At 66.7% G+C, this 22,440-nt stretch carries 23 protein-coding genes; 20 read left to right on the top strand and 3 right to left on the bottom strand.

Annotated features, from left to right (window positions below; genetic code table 11):
- The first annotated feature begins 119 nt into the window (after positions 1-119).
- The 7 genes from ACFWB0_RS18905 (at position 120) to ACFWB0_RS18875 (ending at position 5,354) form a co-directional block, all read left to right on the top strand.
- Positions 120-461, top strand: a complete 342-nt coding sequence (locus ACFWB0_RS18905; RefSeq protein ID WP_378491997.1) for a WXG100 family type VII secretion target — start codon at positions 120-122, stop codon at positions 459-461.
- Positions 462-505: 44 nt separating this feature from the next.
- Positions 506-811, top strand: a complete 306-nt coding sequence (locus ACFWB0_RS18900; RefSeq protein ID WP_378491996.1) for a WXG100 family type VII secretion target — start codon at positions 506-508, stop codon at positions 809-811.
- Positions 812-1,095: 284 nt separating this feature from the next.
- Positions 1,096-1,539, top strand: coding sequence for a 50S ribosomal protein L13 (gene rplM / locus ACFWB0_RS18895; RefSeq protein ID WP_378491995.1), 444 nt, complete (start codon positions 1,096-1,098; stop codon positions 1,537-1,539).
- Complete coding sequence (gene rpsI, locus ACFWB0_RS18890; protein WP_378491994.1) at positions 1,536-2,069, top strand: 30S ribosomal protein S9; 534 nt, start codon at positions 1,536-1,538, stop codon at positions 2,067-2,069. The genes rplM and rpsI overlap by 4 nt, the downstream gene beginning before the upstream one ends.
- 170 nt (positions 2,070-2,239) lie before the next feature.
- Positions 2,240-3,577, top strand: coding sequence for a phosphoglucosamine mutase (gene glmM / locus ACFWB0_RS18885; protein WP_378491993.1), 1,338 nt, complete (start codon positions 2,240-2,242; stop codon positions 3,575-3,577).
- A gap of 110 nt (positions 3,578-3,687) precedes the next feature.
- Positions 3,688-4,035: a hypothetical protein gene (locus ACFWB0_RS18880; RefSeq protein ID WP_378491992.1), complete on the top strand. Its 348-nt coding sequence runs from the start codon at positions 3,688-3,690 to the stop codon at positions 4,033-4,035.
- Positions 4,032-5,354 (top strand): hypothetical protein, encoded by a 1,323-nt coding sequence (locus ACFWB0_RS18875; protein WP_378491991.1) that lies wholly within the window; start codon positions 4,032-4,034, stop codon positions 5,352-5,354. Before ACFWB0_RS18880 ends, ACFWB0_RS18875 begins: the two co-directional genes overlap by 4 nt.
- Positions 5,355-5,364: 10 nt before the next feature.
- On the opposite strand, the gene ACFWB0_RS18870 is transcribed toward ACFWB0_RS18875, so the two are convergent.
- Positions 5,365-6,213: a hypothetical protein gene (locus ACFWB0_RS18870; protein ID WP_378491990.1), complete on the bottom strand. Its 849-nt coding sequence runs from the start codon at positions 6,211-6,213 to the stop codon at positions 5,365-5,367.
- Between the two features lie 139 nt (positions 6,214-6,352).
- On the opposite strand from ACFWB0_RS18870, the gene glmS reads away from it, so the two are divergent.
- The 8 genes from glmS to tsaD all read left to right on the top strand — a co-directional run bounded on the left by glmS (position 6,353) and on the right by tsaD (position 14,702).
- Complete coding sequence (gene glmS, locus ACFWB0_RS18865; RefSeq protein WP_378491989.1) at positions 6,353-8,218, top strand: glutamine--fructose-6-phosphate transaminase (isomerizing); 1,866 nt, start codon at positions 6,353-6,355, stop codon at positions 8,216-8,218.
- Positions 8,219-8,269: 51 nt separating this feature from the next.
- Positions 8,270-9,730 carry an NAD(P)H-hydrate dehydratase gene (locus ACFWB0_RS18860; protein ID WP_378491988.1) on the top strand — a complete coding sequence of 487 codons (1,461 nt, stop codon included), beginning with the start codon at positions 8,270-8,272 and terminating at the stop codon, positions 9,728-9,730.
- Positions 9,731-9,848: 118 nt separating this feature from the next.
- Positions 9,849-10,970, top strand: coding sequence for an alanine racemase (alr, locus tag ACFWB0_RS18855; RefSeq protein WP_378492018.1), 1,122 nt, complete (start codon positions 9,849-9,851; stop codon positions 10,968-10,970).
- Positions 10,967-12,025: an alpha/beta fold hydrolase gene (locus ACFWB0_RS18850; protein WP_378491987.1), complete on the top strand. Its 1,059-nt coding sequence runs from the start codon at positions 10,967-10,969 to the stop codon at positions 12,023-12,025. Before alr ends, ACFWB0_RS18850 begins: the two co-directional genes overlap by 4 nt.
- Positions 11,991-12,479, top strand: coding sequence for a tRNA (adenosine(37)-N6)-threonylcarbamoyltransferase complex ATPase subunit type 1 TsaE (gene tsaE, locus ACFWB0_RS18845; RefSeq protein WP_378491986.1), 489 nt, complete (start codon positions 11,991-11,993; stop codon positions 12,477-12,479). Before ACFWB0_RS18850 ends, tsaE begins: the two co-directional genes overlap by 35 nt.
- Positions 12,480-12,511: 32 nt before the next feature.
- Positions 12,512-13,183 (top strand): tRNA (adenosine(37)-N6)-threonylcarbamoyltransferase complex dimerization subunit type 1 TsaB, encoded by a 672-nt coding sequence (gene tsaB, locus ACFWB0_RS18840; protein ID WP_378491985.1) that lies wholly within the window; start codon positions 12,512-12,514, stop codon positions 13,181-13,183.
- Positions 13,180-13,659 (top strand): ribosomal protein S18-alanine N-acetyltransferase, encoded by a 480-nt coding sequence (rimI, locus tag ACFWB0_RS18835; RefSeq protein ID WP_378491984.1) that lies wholly within the window; start codon positions 13,180-13,182, stop codon positions 13,657-13,659. The genes tsaB and rimI overlap by 4 nt, the downstream gene beginning before the upstream one ends.
- A gap of 14 nt (positions 13,660-13,673) precedes the next feature.
- The gene (tsaD, locus tag ACFWB0_RS18830; protein ID WP_378492017.1) at positions 13,674-14,702 is read left to right on the top strand and encodes a tRNA (adenosine(37)-N6)-threonylcarbamoyltransferase complex transferase subunit TsaD; all 1,029 of its coding nucleotides are present in this window, start codon (positions 13,674-13,676) and stop codon (positions 14,700-14,702) included.
- A gap of 42 nt (positions 14,703-14,744) precedes the next feature.
- Here the strand turns inward: tsaD and ACFWB0_RS18825 are convergent, their stop codons facing one another.
- Positions 14,745-16,412, bottom strand: coding sequence for an Hsp70 family protein (locus ACFWB0_RS18825; RefSeq protein WP_378491983.1), 1,668 nt, complete (start codon positions 16,410-16,412; stop codon positions 14,745-14,747).
- A gap of 316 nt (positions 16,413-16,728) precedes the next feature.
- Between ACFWB0_RS18825 and groES the strand changes: the two genes are divergently transcribed.
- Both groES and groL read left to right on the top strand, forming a co-directional pair.
- Positions 16,729-17,031, top strand: coding sequence for a co-chaperone GroES (gene groES, locus ACFWB0_RS18820; RefSeq protein WP_006550071.1), 303 nt, complete (start codon positions 16,729-16,731; stop codon positions 17,029-17,031).
- Between the two features lie 87 nt (positions 17,032-17,118).
- Positions 17,119-18,735, top strand: coding sequence for a chaperonin GroEL (gene groL / locus ACFWB0_RS18815; protein ID WP_378491982.1), 1,617 nt, complete (start codon positions 17,119-17,121; stop codon positions 18,733-18,735).
- Positions 18,736-18,880: 145 nt separating this feature from the next.
- Here groL and ACFWB0_RS18810 read toward each other — a convergent pair whose 3' ends face one another.
- Positions 18,881-19,174, bottom strand: a complete 294-nt coding sequence (locus tag ACFWB0_RS18810) for a WhiB family transcriptional regulator (RefSeq protein WP_378491981.1) — start codon at positions 19,172-19,174, stop codon at positions 18,881-18,883.
- A 524-nt stretch (positions 19,175-19,698) separates the two neighbouring features.
- On the opposite strand from ACFWB0_RS18810, the gene ACFWB0_RS18805 reads away from it, so the two are divergent.
- From ACFWB0_RS18805 to ACFWB0_RS18795, 3 genes are all read left to right on the top strand, one after another.
- On the top strand, positions 19,699-20,640 hold the full coding sequence (locus tag ACFWB0_RS18805) for a hypothetical protein (protein WP_378491980.1): 942 nt from the start codon (positions 19,699-19,701) through the stop codon (positions 20,638-20,640).
- Positions 20,641-20,762: 122 nt separating this feature from the next.
- Complete coding sequence (locus tag ACFWB0_RS18800; RefSeq protein WP_378491979.1) at positions 20,763-21,341, top strand: sigma-70 family RNA polymerase sigma factor; 579 nt, start codon at positions 20,763-20,765, stop codon at positions 21,339-21,341.
- A complete protein-coding gene (locus tag ACFWB0_RS18795; RefSeq protein WP_378491978.1) occupies positions 21,334-22,380 on the top strand; it encodes an anti-sigma-D factor RsdA in 1,047 nt (348 codons plus the stop codon). Before ACFWB0_RS18800 ends, ACFWB0_RS18795 begins: the two co-directional genes overlap by 8 nt.
- Positions 22,381-22,440 lie beyond the last annotated feature (60 nt).

Below are 22,440 nucleotides of genomic sequence, written 5' to 3'. Positions count from 1 at the left end.
TAGTTCGGATCGAGCGGAACCGATCCGGTGCGGGCTGCGTCGAATCAGGTGTAGGGGCGAAACGGTCGGACCAACGGGGGCCGAGTGAACCGGGACGCACAATGATGGAGGGGTGCACGATGAGTGAGGGCGGAACCGGTGGTGGACAGCAGCTCAACGCTGACGTCGTCGCAATGGAAGTGGCGTCGACTCAGCTGCAGCAGTCACGCGAGGAACTCGAGGGCGCGGTGAGGACGCTCGGCGCGCGAGTGTCGGAGACGTCGTCGGTGTGGAAGAGCCAGGGGGCAACGGAGTTCGCGAGCATCATGGAGCGCTGGACTCACAATGCGAACCAGTTGAACCAGGCGCTCGACGAGATCGCCGAGGCCGTCCGCACCGGCGGCCGGTCCTACGAGGAGGCTGCGGCCACTCAGGTAACGGAGCTGAAGGGCGCGGCCAGTGCACTCAGCGGCGACTACTGACCGACCCGACTGCGGGCAATCACACAACACTCAAGGAGCAGGCAATGGCGTTCGGCTCGAATGGCGAGATCTTCCAGAACTTCGAAGGCGTTGACACCCTCAACGCTGGAGTCGCCGGGGTCCAGAAGCAGATGAACAGCATCCTCGACGGCATCGAGGCCCAGGTGGCCCGGCTGGACGACAGCTGGGAAGGCAAGGCCAACGAGGCATACGCGGACACTCAGCGGCGCTGGTCCCAGGCCCGACTCGGTCTGAACCAGGTGCTGGCAGAGATCAGCGGGACTGTGGGTCGCGGCAATGAGCAGATGCAGATCACCGAAAGGATGAACGCGGCCCGGCACGGCGGGTGATGGTCCATTCACCAGGCGAGTGACCGGGGAGACTCGCCGCGCGATGTCCCGGTGGTGGAGAGGCCACCGGGACATCGTGTGATCTGGAGGGGTGCGATCCGGAGTGCTCCCGGATCCGTTCTTTGACCCGGCGACCGCGGGACGGGTATTGTGTGCGATCGGCGTGTCGCACGCTGTCGTAGCCATGTGCGCGGCAAATGTCGTCTCTCGGGTCTCAACTGGCCGCCGAGGGCGACTATGTGCGGCGGGCGGGCCAGCAGCGAAACGATAGACGAGGAAGATCTGTGTCTACGTACACACCGAAAGCCGGCGACCTGAGCCACCAGTGGCTCGTCATCGACGCCACTGACGTGGTGCTCGGTCGCCTTGCGGTACAGGCGGCAAGCCTGCTCCGTGGCAAGCACAAGCCCACTTTTGCCCCGCACGCCGACGGTGGTGACTTCGTCATCATCATCAATGCCGAGAAGGTCGCCATCTCCGGCAACAAGCGCGAGGGCAAGTTCCTCTACAACCACTCCGGTTACCCGGGTGGTCTCCGCGCTCGTTCCGTGGGCGAGGTTCTCGAGAAGAACCCCGACCGTCTCGTGGAGAAGGCCGTCACCGGCATGCTCCCGAAGAACAAGCTCGGCCGCGCCATCGCCAAGAAGCTGAAGGTGTACGCGGGCCCGAACCACCCCCATGCCGCGCAGCAGCCGGTGCCGTTCGAGATCAAGCAGGTGGCCCAGTGACGGCGCCGGAGGAGCAGAGCGTGAATCCCGAAGAGTTCGCTGACAACGTCGACGTCGACAACGTCGAGGTTGCCGCGGACGAATACGTGGTCGAGGAGGCTGCCGAGGACTTCGCCGAGGCACCCGTCGAGCCGATCGTGTTCGATCGCCCGATCCAGACCGTCGGTCGCCGTAAGGAGGCTGTCGCTCGCGTCCGCCTCGTGCCCGGCACCGGCAAGTTCGTGCTCAACGGCCGCACCATCGAGGATTACTTCCCGAACAAGGTGCACCAGCAGCTCGTGAAGTCGCCGCTGGTGACCGTCGAGCGCAGCGAGTCGTTCGACATCCACGCGAGTCTCCACGGCGGCGGACCGTCCGGCCAGGCCGGCGCTCTGCGTCTCGCCATCGCGCGTGCGCTGATCGAGGTCACCCCCGAGGACCGCCCGGCGCTCAAGCGCGCAGGCTTCCTCACGCGTGACCCGCGTGCGACCGAGCGTAAGAAGTACGGTCTCAAGAAGGCACGTAAGGCACCTCAGTACTCCAAGCGCTGATGTGTCGCCGACGCTGACCTTGTCAGCCTCGGCACCTGTTCGACCACGAGAGCAGGCGCCGGTAGAGAATTACTACCGGTGCCTGCTTTCGTGCATTCTGATTCCGGGGGCAGTAGCTCGTGCGGCCTGTCTTCCGAAGACCCGACAGACTCGACGCGAAGGACGTGTACATGGCCCGGTTGTTCGGCACCGACGGGGTTCGCGGGATGGCGAACGCTGGACTGACGGTGGAATTGGCGATGCAACTCGCAGGTGCTGCGGCGACCGTGCTCGCGCCGGGCCGCGACGGTCGTCGTCCGGTTGCAGTGGTGGGTCGCGATCCGCGTGCCAGCGGCGAGATGCTCGAAGCCGCCGTCACCGCGGGGCTTGCCGCAGCCGGTGTCGATGTCGTATCGGTCGGTGTGTTGCCCACTCCCGCGGTCGCGTACCTCACCGGTGAGTATGCCGCAGATCTCGGCGTGATGATCTCGGCGTCGCACAACCCCATGCCGGACAACGGAATCAAGATCTTCGCCGCGGGCGGTCACAAACTCGACGATGCCGCCGAGAACCGTATCGAGGCGGCACTGCACGACGGTCTGACTCCGGCGCGGCCGACCGGAGCTGGAGTCGGCCGGGTCCGAACCGCCGCCGATGCCGCAGATCGCTATCTGGCGCACCTCGCGAGCGCGACGAGCGTGTCGCTCGAGGGCGTCACCGTCGTCGTCGACTGCGCACACGGCGCGGCATCGCACGTCGGGCCCGCCGCCTATACCGCCGCCGGCGCCACGGTGATCGCGATCAGCGCCGAACCGGACGGCCTCAACATCAACGACGGCTGCGGGTCGACGCATCTCGAATCCCTGCAGCAGGCGGTACTCGAGCACGGTGCCGACCTCGGTCTCGGGCACGACGGTGATGCGGACCGCTGCCTCGCGGTCGATGCATCCGGTGCGGTCGTGGACGGCGACGCGATCATGGCGGTGCTGGCACTGAGCATGCGAGACCGCCGCGAGCTGCACGAGGACACTCTCGTCGCGACGGTCATGAGCAATCTGGGTCTGCACCTGGCGATGCGGGAGTCCGGCATCGAGGTCGTGACCGTCGGAGTCGGCGACCGGTATGTACTCGAGGAACTGCGTCGTGGCGGATTCTCCCTCGGAGGCGAACAATCCGGGCATGTCGTCTTCCCTGCACATGGCACGACCGGCGACGGTGTCCTGACCGGGCTGCGGTTGATGGAACGGATCGCATCGACCGGCACGCCCCTGGCGGATTTGGCCGCGGTGATGCGATCGCTCCCGCAGGTCCTCGTCAACGTCGCCGTATCCGACAAAGCGGCGGTCGCTGCGAACCGGGCGGTCGCGGAGGCTGTCGCGGAAGCCGAACGTGAACTCGGCGACACAGGTCGAGTGCTGCTGCGTCCGTCCGGCACCGAACAGCTCGTACGTGTCATGGTCGAAGCGGCGGAGGACGCCCAGGCACAGGCGGTCGCCGATCGCCTTGCCAAGGTCGTCGCCGGCGTCTGAGCGATCGCCGCCTGCGGGGCGGTCGATTCTTTTCGTCGAAAAGGGAACCGGATCGTCCTGCGCTGCGTCCAACTCTGTGACGGTGTCGACCGACACGTGAAGGAGTGGACGTGGAGCCACGATCCGGATTGTTTTCCGATGACCTGTTGTATTTCGACGGCACAGCGGTCAGAGCCGTCGCCTCGACGGTGACGTGTTCCGCGTCGGCCGCTGACCGAGCCTGCCGCCGTGCCCTCGGTGCCCTGGAATTCGGGCCCCGGTACGCAGGGGAGAGGTATCGGACGCGCGGTGTTGCCGTCGAAGACGGTTACATGCGACTGCGGCGTGCGCTGGATGAGTGGACAGCGGCGACCAACCGGTATGCAGACGCTGCGGCCGCGGCAGCGGACGGATACCACGACCAGGAACGAACCACGGTCGACGCACTGCGCGACATCCGGACGGAGCCCCCTCGATGAGTTCACCGAGCGCGCGTCTGAGCGACATGCTCGATGCCGGTGCACTCGGTCTGGACTTCTTCGCCGCGTACCTCCCCCGTGCCCACCAGGTCGGTATCGCAGGCCGGGTCACCGTCGAAGGGCTGGGCAGCCGCTACGACGAGCAGAACGGGCTCGACGTGTCGGTACTCGCGGACGACGCGGCCGTGTTCACCCGACTCGTGGCAGATCTGGCGAGTCGCATCGAGGAGCAGACGGATGGCGTGCGCGCGTTGCGTTCCGCGTGGCGTGGTGACGCCGGTGACCTTGCCCGCGACGACCTGGACCGAGCGGTGCAGCGCGGTGCGAAAGTGTTCGACGCGGTGCATGCCCTGGCCGGAGCATGTACGGGTGCGGTCGACGGCATTACCCGTGCGGTCGCCGAGAAGGCATATGAGATCGGGCAGTTCGCAGGTGGGTCGGTCGATGGCCGGACACCGGAGGACATAGACGTCATCATTGCGGGAGCGCGCGACGACGACGCTGCAGGTCCCACCTTCGAACAGGTGGCAAGTTGGTGCGCGGAATCCGGTACGCCGAGTCCCGGACCGGGCAGCGTGGCCGCGTGGTGTGAGCGATGGTTGCACGAGGTGTTCGCGCCCACGATCCAGGAACGAATCGACCGGTTCATCGCGACGTGCGATATCGCCGACGACACGGTCGACGACCACCTCTCTGCAGTTGCCCGGGCGTTCGACCTGCTCGACGCACCGGCACCGGCACCGGCGTCCGAGGGCGCGAGGTACCTCGGTGGTGGCTCCCGGGATACGGCCGGGATCACGGACGGGCCGACCGATGTGCTGCGAGCGGCAACCGATCTTGTGGATGCCGGTCGAGAACTCGTCGGGGCCGTTGCGGAATTGACCGGCGCAGTGGCCGATTTCGCGACGGCAGCGGTGGAGGGAGCGACCGCCGTCGCGGATGCCGTCACGTTCGGTATCGTCGGGCCGAGCGTCGAAGGTTCTGTGTCCCCGCCGATCCTGCCTCCGCCGACAGATCTGGCATCGCCTGCGGAACCTGCTCCTACTCCGCGGCCGGATTCCTTACCCTCGGGACCCCTGCCCTCGGGACCCCTGCCCTCGGGACCCCTGCCCTCGGAGCCGGAACTCCTGCCCCCGGAAAGTTCGCCGTCTGAAGGTGCGAGACCGTCGGGTCCGGTGGTCGCTCAGGTGCCTGCCGGGGTCCGGGTCGATCGTCGTACGGGAGCGAACACGGGTGCCGCGACCACCGACTCCGACGAAACAGAGCCACCTACGGACGACGGCGACGGTGTCGTGCTGGCCGAGGCAGGCCCGTTGTGACTCTCTGCGTCTAGAAGCTGAGCAGCGTGCTGATCCGGCTACCGAGATCCTGCTCGACCAGAGAAGGATCCGTGATGACGGTGGAGCCGGGCACCTCGGTGGTGGGATCGGCGAACACCGCGTAGGTCTTGTCGCCCGTGAGTCGATACAGGAGGAACCCTGTCAGCAGCGCCCGAGTGCGTTCCTGGGTCTTCCGTTCGGCGCCACCGAACCCGAGCGCACCGAGCAGCCTGCGGCCCTCGACGAGCCCTTGGTCGTCGGCGTCGTCGACGATGCGCAGCTGTACGTCCTTCCCACCCCACTGCTGGGCTACCGACACCGCGTCGCTGTTCATCGATCCGAAGCTCTTCTCTCCGACGAGCACCAACCCGGGGGCTTCGACGCGAGCGGCGGCTTGGGCCGCGGACGGGGTGGTGGGGGTGGGATAGAGCGCCGCGACAGCGGCCACCCTGCGCTGTGCTGCAGCGAGGATCGCGGCGCCGGCGCCGAGTCCGTGCCCGGCGAGGGCCAGTCGGTGTGGGTGCACGCTGATGCGACCGGTGCCCAGACGCACCCCGGTGCAGATGTCGAGGGTGGTCAGCAGATCGGTGGCGAATCCGATCGAGGAGGGGGCAGGCCCACGTTCGGTGCCGGGTGCGGCCGCCACGATCCCCCAGGACGCGAGGTGCTCGAGCAGTCCCGAGTACTTGCTGATGCCGGTCAACCAGCTGTGACCGAATGCCACCGCGGGAAGGTTGAAGCCTTCCGCAGGGGTATAGACGACGCCGGGGAGACCGGCGAGCGCCAGGTCGCCGCGGAGCACCGTATGGGGGCCGCGCTTCGAGAGTTGCCGAGCCAAGGATTTCGGGTTCGCCGCCACGGCGAGAACGTTAGCCGATCGAGTCGGGAGACGGGTGTGGTGATCGAGATGGGCGTGCCGCAGCGGTCCTGTGTAGCGCTCGCCACCGGGCCACCAGTGCGTTGTCGATGAGCCCTCACTGCCAAGTACCCTGCTAACCATGTGCGGAATCGTGGGGTATGTCGGGCACCGCCGTGCCCTCGACGTCGTGGTGGAGGCCCTTCGGCGGATGGAGTACCGAGGCTACGACTCGGCCGGTATCGCCGTCCTCGACGGCGAGGGTGGCCTCGCTGTCGAGCGAAAGGCCGGTCGGCTCGCCAACCTCGAAGCCGAACTCGACGAGATCGGCGAGGACCGATTCGACGGCACGGCCGGGATGGGACACACGCGGTGGGCGACGCACGGTCGGCCCACCGACCGCAACGCGCACCCGCATCGCGATGCCACCGGCCGGATGGCAGTGGTCCACAACGGCATCATCGAGAACTTCGCGCCGTTGCGCGCCGAACTCGAAGACGCCGGCGTCGAACTGGAATCCGACACCGACACCGAGGTTGCGGTGCACCTGGTGGCCCGTGCTTACGCAGAGGGGCCCACGGCCGGTGATTTCGTCGAGAGCACCCGCAGTGTGCTGCGCCGCCTCGAAGGTGCATTCACGTTGGTGTTCGTGCATGCCGATCATCCCGGGACGATCATCGCGGCCCGCCGCTCGACACCGCTGGTCGTCGGTGTCGGCGACGGTGAGATGTTCATCGCCTCGGATGTGGCGGCGTTCATCGAGTTCACCCGCAATGCCGTCGAGCTCGGCCAGGACCAGGTCGTGGTGATCACGAAGGATTCGTACGAGGTCACCGACTTCGACGGCAACACCGATGTGCCGACGCAGCCGTTCACCATCGACTGGGATCTGGCGGCCGCGGAGAAGGGCGGCCACGACTACTTCATGCTCAAGGAGATCGAGGAGCAGCCCACCGCGGTCGCGGACACGTTGCGCGGGCATTTCGTCGACGGCCGGATCGTGCTCGACGAGCAGCGCCTGTCGGATCAGGAACTGCGCGACATCGACAAGGTGTTCGTCGTCGCGTGTGGTAGCTCGTATCACTCGGGTCTGGTGGCGAAGTACGCGATCGAACATTGGACGCGGTTGCCTGTAGAGGTGGAGCTGGCCTCGGAGTTCCGGTATCGGGATCCGGTGCTGGACCGGTCGACGCTGGTCGTGGCGATCTCGCAGTCGGGGGAGACCGCGGACACGCTCGAGGCGGTGCGGCACGCGAAGGATCAGAAGGCTCGGGTGCTGGCGGTGTGCAACACCAACGGTGCGCAGATTCCGCGTGAGGCGGATGCGGTGTTGTATACGCGGACGGGGCCGGAGATCGGGGTGGCGTCGACGAAGGCGTTCCTGGCGCAGATGGCGGCGAACCTGTTGGTGGGGTTGGCGTTGGCGCAGGCGCGGGGCACCAAGTATCCCGATGAGGTGGCGCGCGAGTATCAGGAGCTCGAGGCGATGCCCGCGAAGATCGAGCAGTTGCTGGGCGGGATGGAGCCGGTGCGGGAGTTGGCGCGGGAGTTGGCGGCGTCGCCTGCGGTGTTGTTCCTGGGTCGGCATGTGGGGTATCCGGTGGCGCTCGAGGGTGCGCTCAAGCTCAAGGAGCTGGCGTACATGCATGCGGAGGGTTTTGCGGCGGGTGAGCTCAAGCATGGGCCGATCGCGTTGATCGAGGACGGGTTGCCCGTCATCGTCGTCATGCCGTCGCCGAAGGGACGCGCAGTTCTGCACAGCAAGTTGCTCAGCAACATCCGTGAGATCCAGGCGCGTGGTGCGGTGACCGTGGTGATCGCCGAGGAGGGTGACGAGACGGTGCGGCCGTTCGCGGATCACCTCGTGGAGATCCCGGCGTCGCCGTCGTTGCTGCAGCCGTTGTTGTCGACGGTGCCGTTGCAGGTGTTCGCTGCGGAGGTCGCGCAGTCGCGTGGGTACGACGTGGACAAGCCCCGTAACCTCGCCAAGTCCGTCACCGTGGAGTAGAGCAAGCACACATGAGTCACACGTAGAACAGGCCGAGCGACCGGGAGCACCATGCGCAGCTACTACCCGTGCGAGCAGGTACGCGCCGCAGAAGCGCCTCTCCTTGCGGCCTTGCCCGAAGGCACGCTGATGCGCCGAGCGTCGTACGGGCTCGCTCGGGTGGTCGCCGATGAACTCCACACACGCACGGGCTCTGTCGCCGGCCGGAAGGTGAGCCTGCTCGTCGGTTCCGGTGACAACGGTGGCGACGCGCTGTGGGCAGGCGCGTTCCTGCGTCGGCGCGGGGTCGCGGTGACAGCACTGCTGCTCGACGCCGAGCGTGCGCACCCTGCGGGACTCGCAGCGCTGCGCGCTGCCGGGGGCCGTACGGCGCCGGCGACGCCCGAGCATCTCGGTGATCCCGACCTCGTGCTCGACGGCATCGTCGGGATCTCGGGTCGTGGACCGTTGCGTCCGGCAGCCGCCGCTCTCGTCGATGTGATCACCGCGCCGATCGTCGCGGTCGACACCCCGAGCGGTGTCGACCCCGACACCGGTGAGGTCGAGGGGCCGGCAGTGAACGCGGTCCTCACGGTGACCTTCGGTGCGCGGAAGCCCGTGCACGTTCTGGCGCCTGCCCGATGCGGTCGTGTGGAACTGATCGATATCGGTCTCGATCTGCCGCCCGCGGACCTGGTGTCGGCGGAACCTGCCGAGCTGGGCGCGATCTGGCCGGTGCCCGGCGCCGACGACGACAAGTACAGCCAGGGCGTGGTGGGCATCGTGGCAGGCAGCGGGCACTATCCGGGAGCGGGGGTGCTGTGCACGGGCGCCGCGGTGGCCGCGACCTCCGGCATGGTGCGCTACGTCGGCAGTGCGGCAGCAGAGGTCCTCGCGCGCTACCCGGAGGTCGTCGCGGCCCCGACGTTCGACGCTGCAGGACGGGCGCAGGCGTGGGTCGTCGGGCCGGGCGGTGGTACCGACGAGCAGGCGGAGGACACGCTGCGCGATGTTCTGGCGACCGATCTGCCGGTGCTCGTCGACGCCGACGGACTGACCCTCCTCGCGCGCAACCCGTCGCTCGTGCGGGGGCGTTCCGCGCCGACACTGCTGACCCCGCACGCCGGGGAGTTCGCGCGCCTCACCGGCAGCGGCGACCCGCAGTCGGATCGTGTCGCTGCCGCGCGGACGCTTGCCGCGGACTGGCAGGTGCACGTACTGCTCAAGGGCCATGCGACGCTCATCGCCCGACCGGACGGACACACGTTCGTCAACGACGCGGGCGGGTCGTGGGCGTCGACCGCGGGCGCCGGGGACCTGCTGTCCGGGCTCGTGGGAGCGTTGATGTCGTCGGGCATGCCGGTCGACCTGGCTGCGGCGGCGGGTGCACGTGCGCACGCACTTGCCGCGAATCTCGCAGCACGCGGCGAGGACGGCGAGGGAGCCGGAACCGCACCGGTATCGGCGAGCGCCATCGCCGAGCAGCTCCGCCCCGCGGTGCGAATCCTGCGGGCCCACGCATCCGAATCGTAATCGGACACACCCGGGCTCCCCGACGGCGCCGATCGCTGCGGTGGCAGGATCAATCCATGTGACCGCCCTACAACGCACCCCGTCCACCGACCGCCGAGCACTTCCCCAAGCGGAAGCGATGATCGATCTGGACGCGGTCGCACACAACGTCAGGCGCCTTCGGGACTATGCCGGTGACGCAGCGGTCATGGCAGTCGTGAAGGCCGACGCCTACAACCACGGTGCCGTTCCGGTCGCTCGCGCCGCGCTCGCGGCGGGGGCACGTGAACTGGGCGTCACCACGCTCGACGAGGGGCTCGAACTGCGTGCCGCAGGAATCGATGCGCCCGTGCTCTCGTGGCTGCACACGGTCGACGCCGACTTCGCGCCCGCGATCGCGGCGGGTATCGAACTCGGCGTGTCGTCGTCGCGGCACCTCGCGGCCATCGTTGCGGCAGCCGAGACCACCGGTGACACCGCCGTCATCACCGCCAAGGTCGACACCGGCCTCAACCGCAATGGTGTCGCACACGACGAATGGCCCGATTTCGTGCGGGACGTCGCTCGAGCGCAGGCGTCCGGAGCGGTGCGGCTGAGGGGGTTGTTCTCGCACTTGGCACACGGCGACGAACTCGGCCACCCCGAGATCGATTCGCAGCGCGACAGGCTCCACCAGGCCACCCACGACCTTCGACGTGTGTCGCTCACTCCGGAGGTCGTCCACCTGGCGAATTCCGCAGCCACCGTTACCCGCCCTGACCTGCGATTCGATATGGTCCGGCCCGGAATCGCGATCTACGGGCTGACACCGATCCCCGAGGAAGGCGATTTCGGGTTCCGGCCGGTGATGACACTGCGGACGAGGGTGGCGCTGGTGAAGAAGGTCTCCGCGGGTTCCGGGGTGTCGTACGGACACCGCTGGATCGCCCCGACCGACACGACCGTGGCACTTCTGCCGATGGGGTATGCAGACGGGATCCGCCGCAATCTCAGTGGCCGGATCGAAGTGCTGCTGGGTGGGCGCCGGCGCCCTCAACTGGGACGCGTCTGCATGGACCAGGTTGTCGTCGACCTCGGCCCGGACGGCGGGGGAGTACATGAGGGCGACGAAGCGTTGTTCTTCGGTGACGGACGTCTCGGTGAATCCGGAGCCCAGGACTGGGCGGATCTCCTGGACACGATCAACTACGAGATCGTGACCGGGGTGGGTGGCCGAACCGTCCGCACCTATGTAGGTGGCGAAGGAGGCGAGTTGCGATGACGCTGATGGGCCGAATGGGTCTGCTGGGCGCAAGCCTGGTGACACTCGCATCATCCGCGGGGCTGTATGCCGTGCGGAGCGCCGGGATGCCCGCCACCGAGATGTACCAGGGAGAGGACTTCGACGCCTTATTGCAGTTGCCCGAGCGGATCGTCATGACCGACGACGACGTTCCGCTCGTCGTGCGTGAATCCGGGCCGGCACGTGCTCCGCTGACCGTCGTCTTCGTCCACGGCTACTGTCTGCGCATGCAGTCGTGGCATCTGCAGTATCGGCACATGTTCGAGCGGTGGGGCGACGACGTCCGGATGGTGTTCTACGACCAGCGTGGCCACGGTGAGTCCGGCATGCCGGCCCTCGAGTCGTGCACCATCGCGCAACTCGGACGCGATCTCGGCCGAGTCATCGACGAGACTGCCCCCGGCGGGCCGGTGGTGGTGATCGGCCATTCGATGGGCGGCATGACGACGATCGCTCTCGCGTCGCAGCGACCCGACCTGTTCGAGTCCCGGATCGTGGGGGTAGGGCTGCTCGCGACCACTGCGGCGGGCCTCGACAAGAGCGGAATCGGCCGGAACCTCGAGAACCCCGTCATCGATGCCTTCCGGTACGCCGCGCGCACGGCCCCCGGGTTGGTGCAGGTAGCGCGCGGTATGGCCCGCGCGGTCGTCACTCCGATCCTGCGCGCGGCGTCGTACGGGACGGTGGTCAGCCCGCGCCTCGTCGAGTTGTCCGATCGGATGCTCGACGAGACTTCGGTGCTGACGATCGTGAACTTCCTGCGCACTCTCGAGATGCACGACGAATCTGCCGCGCTCCCCGTACTGGGTTCGGTACCGTCGCTCGTGCTCTGCGGCGACGCCGACATGGTGATTCCGTTCTCGAGTTCGGAGAAGCTTGCCGAGGCGCTCCCGGGATGCGAGCTCAAGCGGGTTCGTGGCGGTGGGCACCTTGTGCAATTCGAGTTCCCGGAGGTCGTCAACCGTGCGATCGACCGGCTGATCCAGCGAGGTTTCGCGCATGACGCTTCGACCAGGCGAGCCGCAATTGTCTGACTCCGCCCATATCGAACTGCCGACCGTCGAGGACACCGAGGCTTTCGGCCGCCGTCTTGCACAGGATCTTCGTGCCGGCGACCTCGTGGTGCTCGACGGTCCGCTCGGCGCAGGCAAGACTGCATTGACGAGAGGTCTCGCAGCAGGGCTCGGGGTACAGGGCCGGGTGACGTCACCGACATTCGTCATCGCGCGCGAACACCGGCCGGGCAGTCGTGAAGGCGCTCCACCGGTAGGGCTGGTCCACGTCGATGCGTACCGACTTGGCGACGGCCCGAATGCCCTCGACGAACTCGATGCGCTGGACCTCGACACCGACCTCGACGCGGCGGTCGTGGTGGTCGAGTGGGGCGGAGGACTTGTCGAAAAGCTCACCGACCGGCACCTGCGGGTGCGATTGCGTCGTGATCCCGAGTCGGATGTGCGTCGGGCGGAATGGGCCTGGGTGGACTGACGAGGTCTGTGGACCGGGTATCCTGATGAATCGTGCTTGTGCTCGCCGTCGATACCTCAACACCCGTCGTGACCTCGGGTCTCGTCCGGCATGGTGGTGAGGGAGACCCAGCCCACATCACCACGGTTGCTGTGCGTCTGACCGACAACCCACGCGCCCATGCAGAGATCCTCACCCCACAGATCCTCGAGTGCCTCGACGAGGCCGGATGCACTCCGGCCGACCTCGACGCGATCGTCGTAGGGGTGGGGCCGGGGCCGTTCACCGGACTGCGGGTCGGCATGGTCACCGCCGCGGCATTCGGTGATGCCCTCGGAATTCCGGTTCACGGTGTCTGCAGCCTCGATGCGATCGCCGAGGACGCGCACAGTGAAGCGCCCGACGGGGGTGATCTGCTCGTCGTCACCGACGCACGGCGTCGTGAGGTGTACTTCGCTCGGTACGACGGAACCCGGGGTCGTGTCGAGGGCCCCGACGTCCGAAAGCCTGCGGAGGTGCCGTCCGCGCCGTCACACCGTGTCGCGGGATCGTCCCAGCACACCGCCTTGTTCGATCTTCCCGCGGTGCCCGTGTACTCGCCGTCGCCTGCAGGTCTGGTTGCCGCGGCATCGGCTGATCTGTGCGCGGGGACGATCCCCGAGCCACTGGTACCGCTGTACCTGCGCCGCCCCGATGCCGTCGCGACCGCGGATCGTCGGACATGAGCGTGCTTGTCGATGCACTCTGCGGCGACGACGTGGACAGGTGTGCAGAGCTCGAAACCGTATTGTTCCCCGGTGACGACCCGTGGAGCGCTGCCGCGTTTCGCTCCGAACTCGCATCGGCCCACAACCACTATGTCGCTGCACGCGACGAGTCCGGGAGCCTCATCGGCTACGCCGGACTGGCACGACTCGGTACCGGAATGGACCCGGAGTCCGAGGTGCACACGATCGGCGTCGACCCGGACGCGCGGCGTCGCGGGGTCGGTGGGGCGCTGCTGGCAGAGTTGCTGCGTGTCGCGGATCGGTGGGGCGGCCCGGTGTTCCTCGAGGTCCGCACCGACAACGACGCGGCGATTGCGTTGTATCGACGTGAGGGTTTCGAGGTCGTGGGGACGAGGAAGCGTTACTACCAGCCGAGTGGGGCCGATGCGTACACCATGCGCCGCCCGGATCGGCGAGAGGAGCCACGACAGTGACCGGACCGATAGTGATGGGGATCGAGAGTTCGTGCGACGAGACGGGCGTCGGTATCGTCCGCTTCGTCGGTGACGGCACCCTCGAGCTTCTCGCCGACGAGGTGGCCTCGAGCGTCGACGAGCACGCCCGCTTCGGTGGTGTGGTCCCGGAGATCGCATCCCGCGCCCACCTCGAGGCGATGGTTCCCACCATGCAACGGGCACTGGCCTCGGCAGGCATCGCCAAACCCGACGCAGTATGCGTGACGATAGGACCGGGATTGGCGGGTGCGCTCCTCGTCGGAGTTGCCGCTGCCAAGGCCTACGCGGCCGCGTGGAACGTCCCCTTCTATGCGATCAACCACCTCGCAGGTCACGTCGCCGTCGACACGCTCGAACACGGACCGATGCCACCGTGCGTTGCACTGCTGGTCTCGGGCGGGCATACCCATCTGCTGCATGTCGAGGACCTGAGCAAGCCGATCGTCGAACTCGGCACCACCGTCGACGACGCGGCGGGGGAAGCATTCGACAAGGTGGCGCGGCTGCTCGGACTGGGCTATCCCGGGGGGCCGGAAGTCGATCGGCTCGCACGAGTTGGCGACCGGACCGCTGTGGTGTTCCCGCGTGGTATGACGGGCCCGCGAGATGCCCGCAACGACTTCTCGTTCTCCGGACTGAAGACTGCCGTGGCCCGGTTCGTCGAAGCGAAGGAACGCGCTGGCGAGCCGGTGCCGGTCGCGGATGTGGCTGCAGGTTTCCAGGAGGCCGTGGCCGACGTTCTCACCATGAAGGCGGTGCGGGCGGCTCGTGACGTCGGTGTCGACACGCTGGTGCTCGGCGGGGGCGCGACAGCCAACACGCGGCTGCGTGAGCTTGCAGAGGAGCGGTGTGCCGAAGCCGGCATGACCCTGCGTGTGCCTCGACCGAGTCTGTGCACCGACAACGGTGTGATGATTGCAGCCCTGGGTGCACATCTCATTGCAGGTGGAGCGACCCCGTCGGCGCTGTCCGTGGGAACCGATCCGGGACTGTCCGTCTCGGTCGCGCAGGTCTCGGCCTGACTCTCGGCTCCACTCTGTCCCTGGCCGCGAGCGCGAGGATCGTCAGCGGGTCGTCGAGGTGTCCACGTCGTCCGAGGTCGTCGGATCGCCGCTGATGCTGCTCTCGGTGACCGACCTTTCCCCGATGGTCGATGTCGGTGAGTTCAGTCCGGGAGACGTGGTCAGCGCTGGATCAGAAGGCTCGGGTGTGATGCCCGGCCCGGGTTCCGGAGTCGTGGGATCGGTCGGGGTGGTGGGGTCGGTCGGATCGGTAGGGTCGGTCGGGGTTGTGGGGTCGGTCGGTTCGGTCGGTTCGGTCGGAGTCGTGGGTTCTGTGGGCTCGATCGGATCTGTGGGGAAAGTCGGGTTCGTGGGCGTCGGCGTCGGTCGTGGCGACGTCGTCGATTCATCGGAGTCGTGCGGACCCCACTTGTCGGGGATCTCGCCGGGCGCCGACTCGAGTGTCTGCACCTGATCGATCGGGGTCGGAGTGGCAGTGGAGTTTCCGCTCGTCACCGGGATATCCGTCTGCGGAACCGTCGACGGGGGCGGCGCCGGAAGAGGTGTTCCGTCGAGATCGCCGTCCGTGGTCTGCGTCGGTGACAGCGAGGAGTCGGGATCGGACGACGGGATGTCGGTCTCTGTCCGATACGACGGCTGCGACGGGTCTTCCGTGACGACGGCACCGTTGGTCCCGGCTGGAGACACCGGCGTGCTGGCGGTCCGGTCGGTGAACTTGTCGGTGGCGAATCCCGCGACTACTGCGGCGAGTACGAGCGCCGCCGCCACAGCGCCTGACATGCGCGCTCCCGCCGAGGTGGAGGAAGCCCGTGCGGAGCCGACGATGTCGTAACCGCCGAAGTGCGCGGAGCCGGACAGGTGCGCGGCACCCTGGGCGGCTGCGGACGCCGGTTCCGGGACAGTGATGACGTGACCGTCGAAACTGTCGGTGACGGCGGCGGCCAGGGCAGGCACCGCGGCGGTACCGCCGACGAGGGCGAGCGTGCCCGGACGCGGCAACGACTGGGTCGTGACCTGGCGGGTGAACGCGGCCGCGGTCTCGGAGAGTTCGGCGGCAAGCGCCGCCAGATCGGTGCGTGTCAGGGTCACCGACGCGTCGGGCCCCGCTTCGGCGATGTCGATCCGGGTGCGCTCGGAGGTGGTGAGTACTTCTTGGGCGCCCTGGCAACGCGCCTTCAGCAAGGCCGGATCGACCTGCATGCGCGTTCGCATGCGGTTGGTGGCGCGGTGGACGTGGTCGTAGATCACCGTGCCGACCGCATTGCCGCTGACGTTCTCTGTGCGCGCCGATCGCAGTACGGTGCCGGATTCTTGGTCCAGCACCGAGACGGTGGTGCCGGACGCTCCCATGTCGGCGACCGCGATCGCGCCGGGTTCGGTGCGTACTCCGACGGTTCGGAGGTACGCCAGGAGTGCGGTGGTCTCGGGAACGAGTCGCACGAGCTTTCCGTGACGTTCCGCAGCGGTGCGGATCGCGTCTGCCTGTTCTTCGGTGCGGTAGGCGACGGTGACGGCATCGGGGACAGGTTGATCCACGACCTGTGTCGTCATCAACGAGATCGCATCGAAGACGAGATCGCCGATATCACGGCGATGACCGGAATCGACCGCTAGCCTGCGGTACTCGGACGTGAGCCCGGTGGCAGTGTCGACGAGCAGGGCGGCGCCGACGCCGGAGGCGCCGACGGAGATCCCTAGCGACGTGGGCATTGTTCACCTCTCGTGCGTGACCGGCGACCGGGGCGGCAAGGTTCGCTCGCTGCACATGGTCACCGTATGATCACGCTCTCGGTTTCCGTTATTGAACCGTAACATATGGGCCCTTCTGTTCGCTCTCCGCGTGTCAGCACACGCAGCCCTTGAGCGCTGGCACTCGCGTGTATAGAGTGCTAGTTGACACCGAGCGTCGGCCCGGCACCCGCGACGACGGGACTGCGCGCGGAGTCACTCTGGTGACTGAACAAAACCGAGTTCGAGGACAACGAGAGCCTCGGACCCAAATACCCCTGAAAGTGGAGGGCGCATCGTGGCGAGCGTGAACATCAAGCCGCTCGAGGACAAGATCCTCGTCCAGGCCAACGAGGCCGAGACGACGACTGCCTCCGGCCTGGTCATTCCTGATACGGCGAAGGAAAAGCCCCAGGAGGGCACCGTCGTCGCTGTCGGCCCCGGCCGCTGGGACGAAGATGGCGACAAGCGCATCCCGCTGGACGTCAAGGAAGGCGACGTCGTCATCTACAGCAAGTACGGCGGAACCGAGATCAAGTACGCCGGCGAGGAGTACTTGATCCTCTCGGCCCGCGACGTTCTGGCTGTCGTCGCCAAGTAGGCCGCAACAGTTCCGCCCCGGAGTTCCATAACGGACCCGGGGCGGAATCCGTTGGGGATCATCCGAACCCAGGAGTAGTCGGAGAACATGTCCAAGCAAATCGAGTTCAACGAAACCGCGCGCCGCGCTCTCGAGCGCGGCGTCGACCAGCTCGCCGACGCCGTCAAGGTCACCCTCGGCCCCCGTGGGCGGCATGTGGTGCTCGCCAAGGCGTTCGGCGGCCCCACTGTGACCAACGACGGCGTGAGCATCGCCCGCGAGATCGAGCTGGAAGATCCGTTCGAGAACCTCGGGGCTCAGCTCGTCAAGAGTGTCGCCACCAAGACCAACGACGTCGCAGGCGACGGCACGACTACCGCGACGATTCTGGCTCAGGCGCTCGTCAAGGCCGGCCTGAAGAACGTTGCCGCGGGTGCCAACCCCATCTCGCTCGGCGTGGGAATTGCCCAGGGTGTCGAGAAGGTCTCCGAGGCGCTTCTCGCTGCCGCGACTCCCGTCGAAGGAAAGAAGGCGATCGCGCAGGTCGCTACCGTCTCCTCGCGCGACGCCGTGATCGGCGAGATGGTGGGCGAAGCACTCACCATCGTCGGTAAGAACGGTGTGGTCACGGTCGAGGAGTCCTCGACCCTGAGCACCGAACTCGTCGTCACCGAGGGAGTTCAGTTCGACAAGGGTTTCCTGTCGCCGTACTTCATCACCGACGTCGATACTCAGGAAGCAGTCCTCGAGGATGCTCTCGTGCTGCTGTACCGCGAGAAGATCAGCGCGCTGCCCGACTTCCTGCCGTTGCTCGAGAAGATTGCCGAATCGGGTAAGCCGGTCCTCCTCATCGCCGAGGACATCGAGGGCGAGCCGCTCTCGACGCTGGTGATCAACTCGATCCGAAAGACCCTCAAGGCTGTCGCGGTGAAGGCCCCGTTCTTCGGCGACCGTCGGAAGGCGTTCCTCGACGACCTCGCGGTCGTGACCGCCGGTACCGTGATCAACTCCGACATCGGTCTGTCGTTGAAGGAAGCCGGACTCGATCTGCTCGGATCGGCCCGTCGCGTCGTGGTGACGAAGGACAACACCACGATCGTCGACGGTGCAGGCACCGCCGAGGACATCGAGAACCGCGCAGCTCAGCTCCGTCGCGAGATCGAGAACACCGATTCCGACTGGGATCGCGAGAAGCTCGAGGAGCGTCTTGCCAAGCTCTCGGGTGGAATCGCCGTCATTCAGGTCGGCGCTGCCACCGAGACCGATCTGAAGGAACGCAAGTTCCGGGTCGAAGATGCGGTCAATGCCGCGAAGGCTGCCGTCGAGGAGGGCATCGTGCCCGGCGGTGGTTCTGCGCTGGTGCAGGCCTCGTTGGCGCTTGTCGAGCTCGAGGATTCGTTGTCCGGCGACGAGGCCACCGGTGTCGCAGTACTGCGGACCGCGCTCACCGCACCGCTGTACTGGATCGCTTCGAACGCCGGGCTCGATGGTGCTGTCGTGGTGAACAAGGTGTCCGAGGCACCCAAGGGTCACGGATTCAACGCGGCCACGCTCACCTACGGTGACCTGATCGCCGACGGTGTCGTCGACCCGGTGAAGGTGACCCGTTCCGCGGTTGTCAACGCTGCCTCTGTGGCACGGATGATTCTGACCACGGAGAGCGCAATCGTGGAGAAGCCCGAGCCTGTCGAGGGCGAAGGCCACGGGCACGGACACGCCCACTAGATATCGCAGGCCCCTCGGACAGCTCCGAGTGGCCACGATGCACGAAGCCCCGCACGGATTTCTCCGTGCGGGGCTTCGTCGTAGATCGATGCCGTCCATCTCGGTGTCGGCTGTCATCCCTGCAGTGGGGGCGGGGGACCGCTGGTCACACCGCAACCTTGCGGCGATGATGTCGCGTGTACAGCTCACGCTCGCTCTCGGACATTCCGCCCCAGATGCCGTACGGCTCGGCGACACGGAGTGCGTGCTCGCGGCACTGGATGAGGACGGGGCAGCTCTGGCACAGCTCCTTGGCCCGGTTCTCGCGCTGGCTGCGGGCACGTCCGCGCTCGCCGTCCGGGTGGAAGAACACTGAAGAGTCCGCGCCTCGGCAGGTGCCGTGCATCTGCCAGTCCCAGAGGTCAGTGTTCGGACCGGGCAGGGTGTGAGGTGCGGGCATGTGCACTCCTTCGCAGCGTGCTCGCCTCGAAGAGGCGAGCGGACCATCGTTCGGAAAGTCATCCTTCCGAGCCGGATCCAACTATCTCCGGCTCTCCTACCGTAAAAGTATTACCGATTGGCCGTCAATGCCTTCGCTCAGTGGGATAGTCCATAACGAAAATGGAAAGAATTAACGTCGGAAATATTTACATTGGTGGGTGAACATGATTGCAGTCGAGTGTTTCGCAGGTGGCGGAGGTCTGTGATTGCGCCGTGATGTGCTGTATTAACGGCCGTTGAGCTGGTCTTATGTACAGATGGTGGTGGAGTGGATGCTGAGCGATCCGACCATGGATCTGCCGAGTAATGTTCGGCGAACATACATGCAACATGTATGCAATTAACCATTTGTTCAACTGGGTGTCGGTCCCGGAGCTGGGGAATTGTCTGAATCCATTGTTTGGGAATTGTTGCGCTCGGAGTGCGAATTCTCGAATCTCCCGGAATGGGAGACTTTGCAGCGCCAGTGCAATGATTCTTCCTATGTCGATCCTCAGCAACTCGGAATTCGAAATCGATACAGCGCCCCCGGCCGCGGCGTCGTCGTTGCGTGCAGCAGCCTTCGGCAGGTCTCCCGCGAGCGTGCGGGTGGGGGCGGTTCCTTCGCGTGACGGGAGCGCCGCACAGGGGCTCGAGGAGCGCTGGTTGCACGCGGTCGCGTTAGGAGGGCAGGGGCGATACAGCGCTGCCCGGGCACAACTGGCCGAGGTGCGGCGCTCGGGCTCGCGAGGGGTATGGGTGTCGCTGGCCGAGAGCACCGAAGCATCGTTGCTGCGCCAACTCGGGTGGCACCGCGTGGCTGCCGTGCACGACGGCCGTGCACTGGCCGCAGTCGCAGGAATGGACTCCGTAGACCGCACCGCCGACCTGAGGGCGCGACTCGTCGAGGCGCGCTGCGACGCATTGACCGGTCTGGCGGCCGACGCGCTCGGTCGCGGAAGGCTTGCACAGGCGCGCAGGTTGCTCGAGCGGTGCGCCGATCTTCTCGTCGTGTCTCGTTCGGGTGACGTGTCTCGTTCGGGTGATGGCGAGCTGCAAGGTGAAGGCGGTTTGCTGCGTCAGCGGATCCGGCTCTCGTGGGTCACTGCGGAGACGGCCCTCGCGTCCGGCGATTTCGAGACCGCGCGCATGTTCGCGACCCGTGGTGCGGCGGACTCCGAAAGGTTTGGGTCGGTGCGCCATCAGGTGAAATCCGACCTGCTCAGGGCTGCCGCGCTCACCGACGGCGCAGACCGGGCCCCGGCGCTCGGGCTTGCGGCCGATGTATGTGATCGGGCTGCTGCTCACGGGTTGATTCCGCTGCGGTGGGCGGCGTCGATGCTGCTCGTCGGGCTGGGGGCAGGCGTCGATGCGGAGCGAGTGCGTAACGAATGCGCTACGGCAGTGGAGCACGGTGGTGGGCGCTTCGCAACGATCCGACCATAGTTCGGTGCCCGGATGCGACGGTTCGTCATGGGGTGTCGTTACTCTGGAGGAGTTCCACGCCAGGTGGAAGCACACCCGGTTGGGGGACCGTGCCACTTGTAACGCCAGGACTTGCGCATTCGATGACTGTTATGGGTGAGGAGTTGGGCTCCGCCGTTGCTGCGGCTGCGCAGGGCGATCGGGCTGCTCTCGCTCGAGTACTAGCAAGTATTCGGCCACTCGTGGTCCGGTATTGCCGGGCGCGGGTCGGATCTGCCGAGCGCGGACAGCTTTCGGCAGATGATGTGGCGCAGGAGGTGTGCTTGGCGGTGATGACGGCGTTGCCCCGTTACCAGGATCAAGGACGTCCTTTCATGGCATTCGTGTACGGCATTGCCGCACACAAAGTCGCCGATGCGCACCGAAACTCTGCACGTAACCGTGCGGACCCGGTGGCCGATGTACCCGAGGTGATGTCGCTCGACGACAGTCCCGAGGAACACGCGTTGAACTCGGAAGCGAGTCGGCAGATGAAAGAGCTGCTCGGCACGCTTCCCGAGAAGCAGCGCGAAATCCTCATCATGCGTCTGGTCATGGGGATGTCGGCCGAAGAGACGGCGTCTGCACTTGGGAGTACTGCAGGTGCGATCCGTGTGGCCCAGCACCGGGCCATCGCGAAACTCAAGAAGGAAGTGACGAGAGCAGGTGAGAGGAATGGGTAGGAGGCGCGGCGCGGGGCACGGCATATCCGACGATTTTCCCGACGACGGCACCCCCGTGGACATCGCGTCGGTACGGCGCGATGATGCCCTCATCGATGCGATCTCGGGCGACGGTCCTGTGGAGACACGATCGGCCGAAGAATACGAACTCGCCACGATGCTCGCCGGATGGCGCGCAGAGATCCTGGCGGAGCCGCTACCTGTCGGCCCCGATTTCGACGAGGTCGTCGCGGCGGTCAACCGTGAGCTCGGTGCCCGCGAGGCTCTGGCGGCGCAACCGCCCACACGTTCCAAGGGGCAGCTTCGACTCATCCGACCCCTTGCCGGGGCCGCCGCGCTCATCGCAGCTGCCATCGGCGGTGCTGCCACGGTCTCGTACAGCGCAGAACCGGGCGACGCTCTCTGGGGCGTCAAAGAAGTGGTGTTCAGCGAGCAGGCCGAGTCGACGATGGCGCGGATCGACACCAGTTCGACTCTGCAGAGGGCAGAGGAGCTCATCGCAGAAGGCCAGACCGAGGCCGCGACCGAACTGCTCCGATCCGCAGAGGTCCGTTCAACGGGAGTCACGAACGCGGGGCAGCGCAACGAACTCGGCGATTGGCTGCAGCGGCTCACCGAAGAGATGAACCGCATCGTGCCGACCCTGCCGGGACCGCTCGTTCCGGGCGTGCCACTGCCGCCTGGGCCCGGAGCCGCAGCAGTCCCACAGGTGCAGCCGAGCACCCCGGGCGCACCGCCGCAGTCGGCCACGCCGCAGCCGCCCGTCGAATCGACGCCGAATCCGGGGTCGACCGTCGACCCGACGATCTTGAATGCGCCTACGTCGCCGGTGGAGACAACCTCCCCGACCGTGCCGCCGACCTCCGATACATCGACTCCGGGTGAGTCGACCGGCACGACTCAACCCGCTCCGACGACCACGGTGTCCGTGCCGGACCCGAGTACTTCGACTGCGTCGGACACGCAGGGATCGAACACCGGACAGCAGTCCTCGTCTCCGGACGTGAGGATGGATGAGACGACGTCCGGCGGCGCCTGACGTCAGGCCGGCAAACAGTCGGACTACAGCAACAAGGCCCGGCAGCACACGCTGCCGGGC

The organism is Rhodococcus sp. NPDC060086 (assembly GCF_042730275.1).
Taxonomy (GTDB): Bacteria; Actinomycetota; Actinomycetes; order Mycobacteriales; family Mycobacteriaceae; genus Rhodococcus.
Note: the sequence above shows the minus strand (reverse complement) of the source record. Positions and strands in the feature narration are given on the sequence as shown.

Coding starts and splice junctions, on each gene's coding strand:
- groL (WP_378491982.1), top strand. CDS start 17,119: ATGTCCAAGCAAATCGAGTTCAACGAAACCGCGCGCCGCGCTCTCGAG.
- ACFWB0_RS18905 (WP_378491997.1), top strand. CDS start 120: ATGAGTGAGGGCGGAACCGGTGGTGGACAGCAGCTCAACGCTGACGTC.
- ACFWB0_RS18850 (WP_378491987.1), top strand. CDS start 10,967: ATGACGCTGATGGGCCGAATGGGTCTGCTGGGCGCAAGCCTGGTGACA.
- ACFWB0_RS18810 (WP_378491981.1), bottom strand. CDS start 19,174: ATGCCCGCACCTCACACCCTGCCCGGTCCGAACACTGACCTCTGGGAC.
- ACFWB0_RS18900 (WP_378491996.1), top strand. CDS start 506: ATGGCGTTCGGCTCGAATGGCGAGATCTTCCAGAACTTCGAAGGCGTT.
- ACFWB0_RS18805 (WP_378491980.1), top strand. CDS start 19,699: ATGTCGATCCTCAGCAACTCGGAATTCGAAATCGATACAGCGCCCCCG.
- ACFWB0_RS18800 (WP_378491979.1), top strand. CDS start 20,763: ATGACTGTTATGGGTGAGGAGTTGGGCTCCGCCGTTGCTGCGGCTGCG.
- ACFWB0_RS18795 (WP_378491978.1), top strand. CDS start 21,334: ATGGGTAGGAGGCGCGGCGCGGGGCACGGCATATCCGACGATTTTCCC.
- tsaE (WP_378491986.1), top strand. CDS start 11,991: ATGACGCTTCGACCAGGCGAGCCGCAATTGTCTGACTCCGCCCATATC.
- ACFWB0_RS18875 (WP_378491991.1), top strand. CDS start 4,032: ATGAGTTCACCGAGCGCGCGTCTGAGCGACATGCTCGATGCCGGTGCA.
- alr (WP_378492018.1), top strand. CDS start 9,849: ATGATCGATCTGGACGCGGTCGCACACAACGTCAGGCGCCTTCGGGAC.
- glmS (WP_378491989.1), top strand. CDS start 6,353: ATGTGCGGAATCGTGGGGTATGTCGGGCACCGCCGTGCCCTCGACGTC.
- ACFWB0_RS18825 (WP_378491983.1), bottom strand. CDS start 16,412: ATGCCCACGTCGCTAGGGATCTCCGTCGGCGCCTCCGGCGTCGGCGCC.
- tsaD (WP_378492017.1), top strand. CDS start 13,674: ATGGGGATCGAGAGTTCGTGCGACGAGACGGGCGTCGGTATCGTCCGC.
- glmM (WP_378491993.1), top strand. CDS start 2,240: ATGGCCCGGTTGTTCGGCACCGACGGGGTTCGCGGGATGGCGAACGCT.
- ACFWB0_RS18860 (WP_378491988.1), top strand. CDS start 8,270: ATGCGCAGCTACTACCCGTGCGAGCAGGTACGCGCCGCAGAAGCGCCT.
- rimI (WP_378491984.1), top strand. CDS start 13,180: ATGAGCGTGCTTGTCGATGCACTCTGCGGCGACGACGTGGACAGGTGT.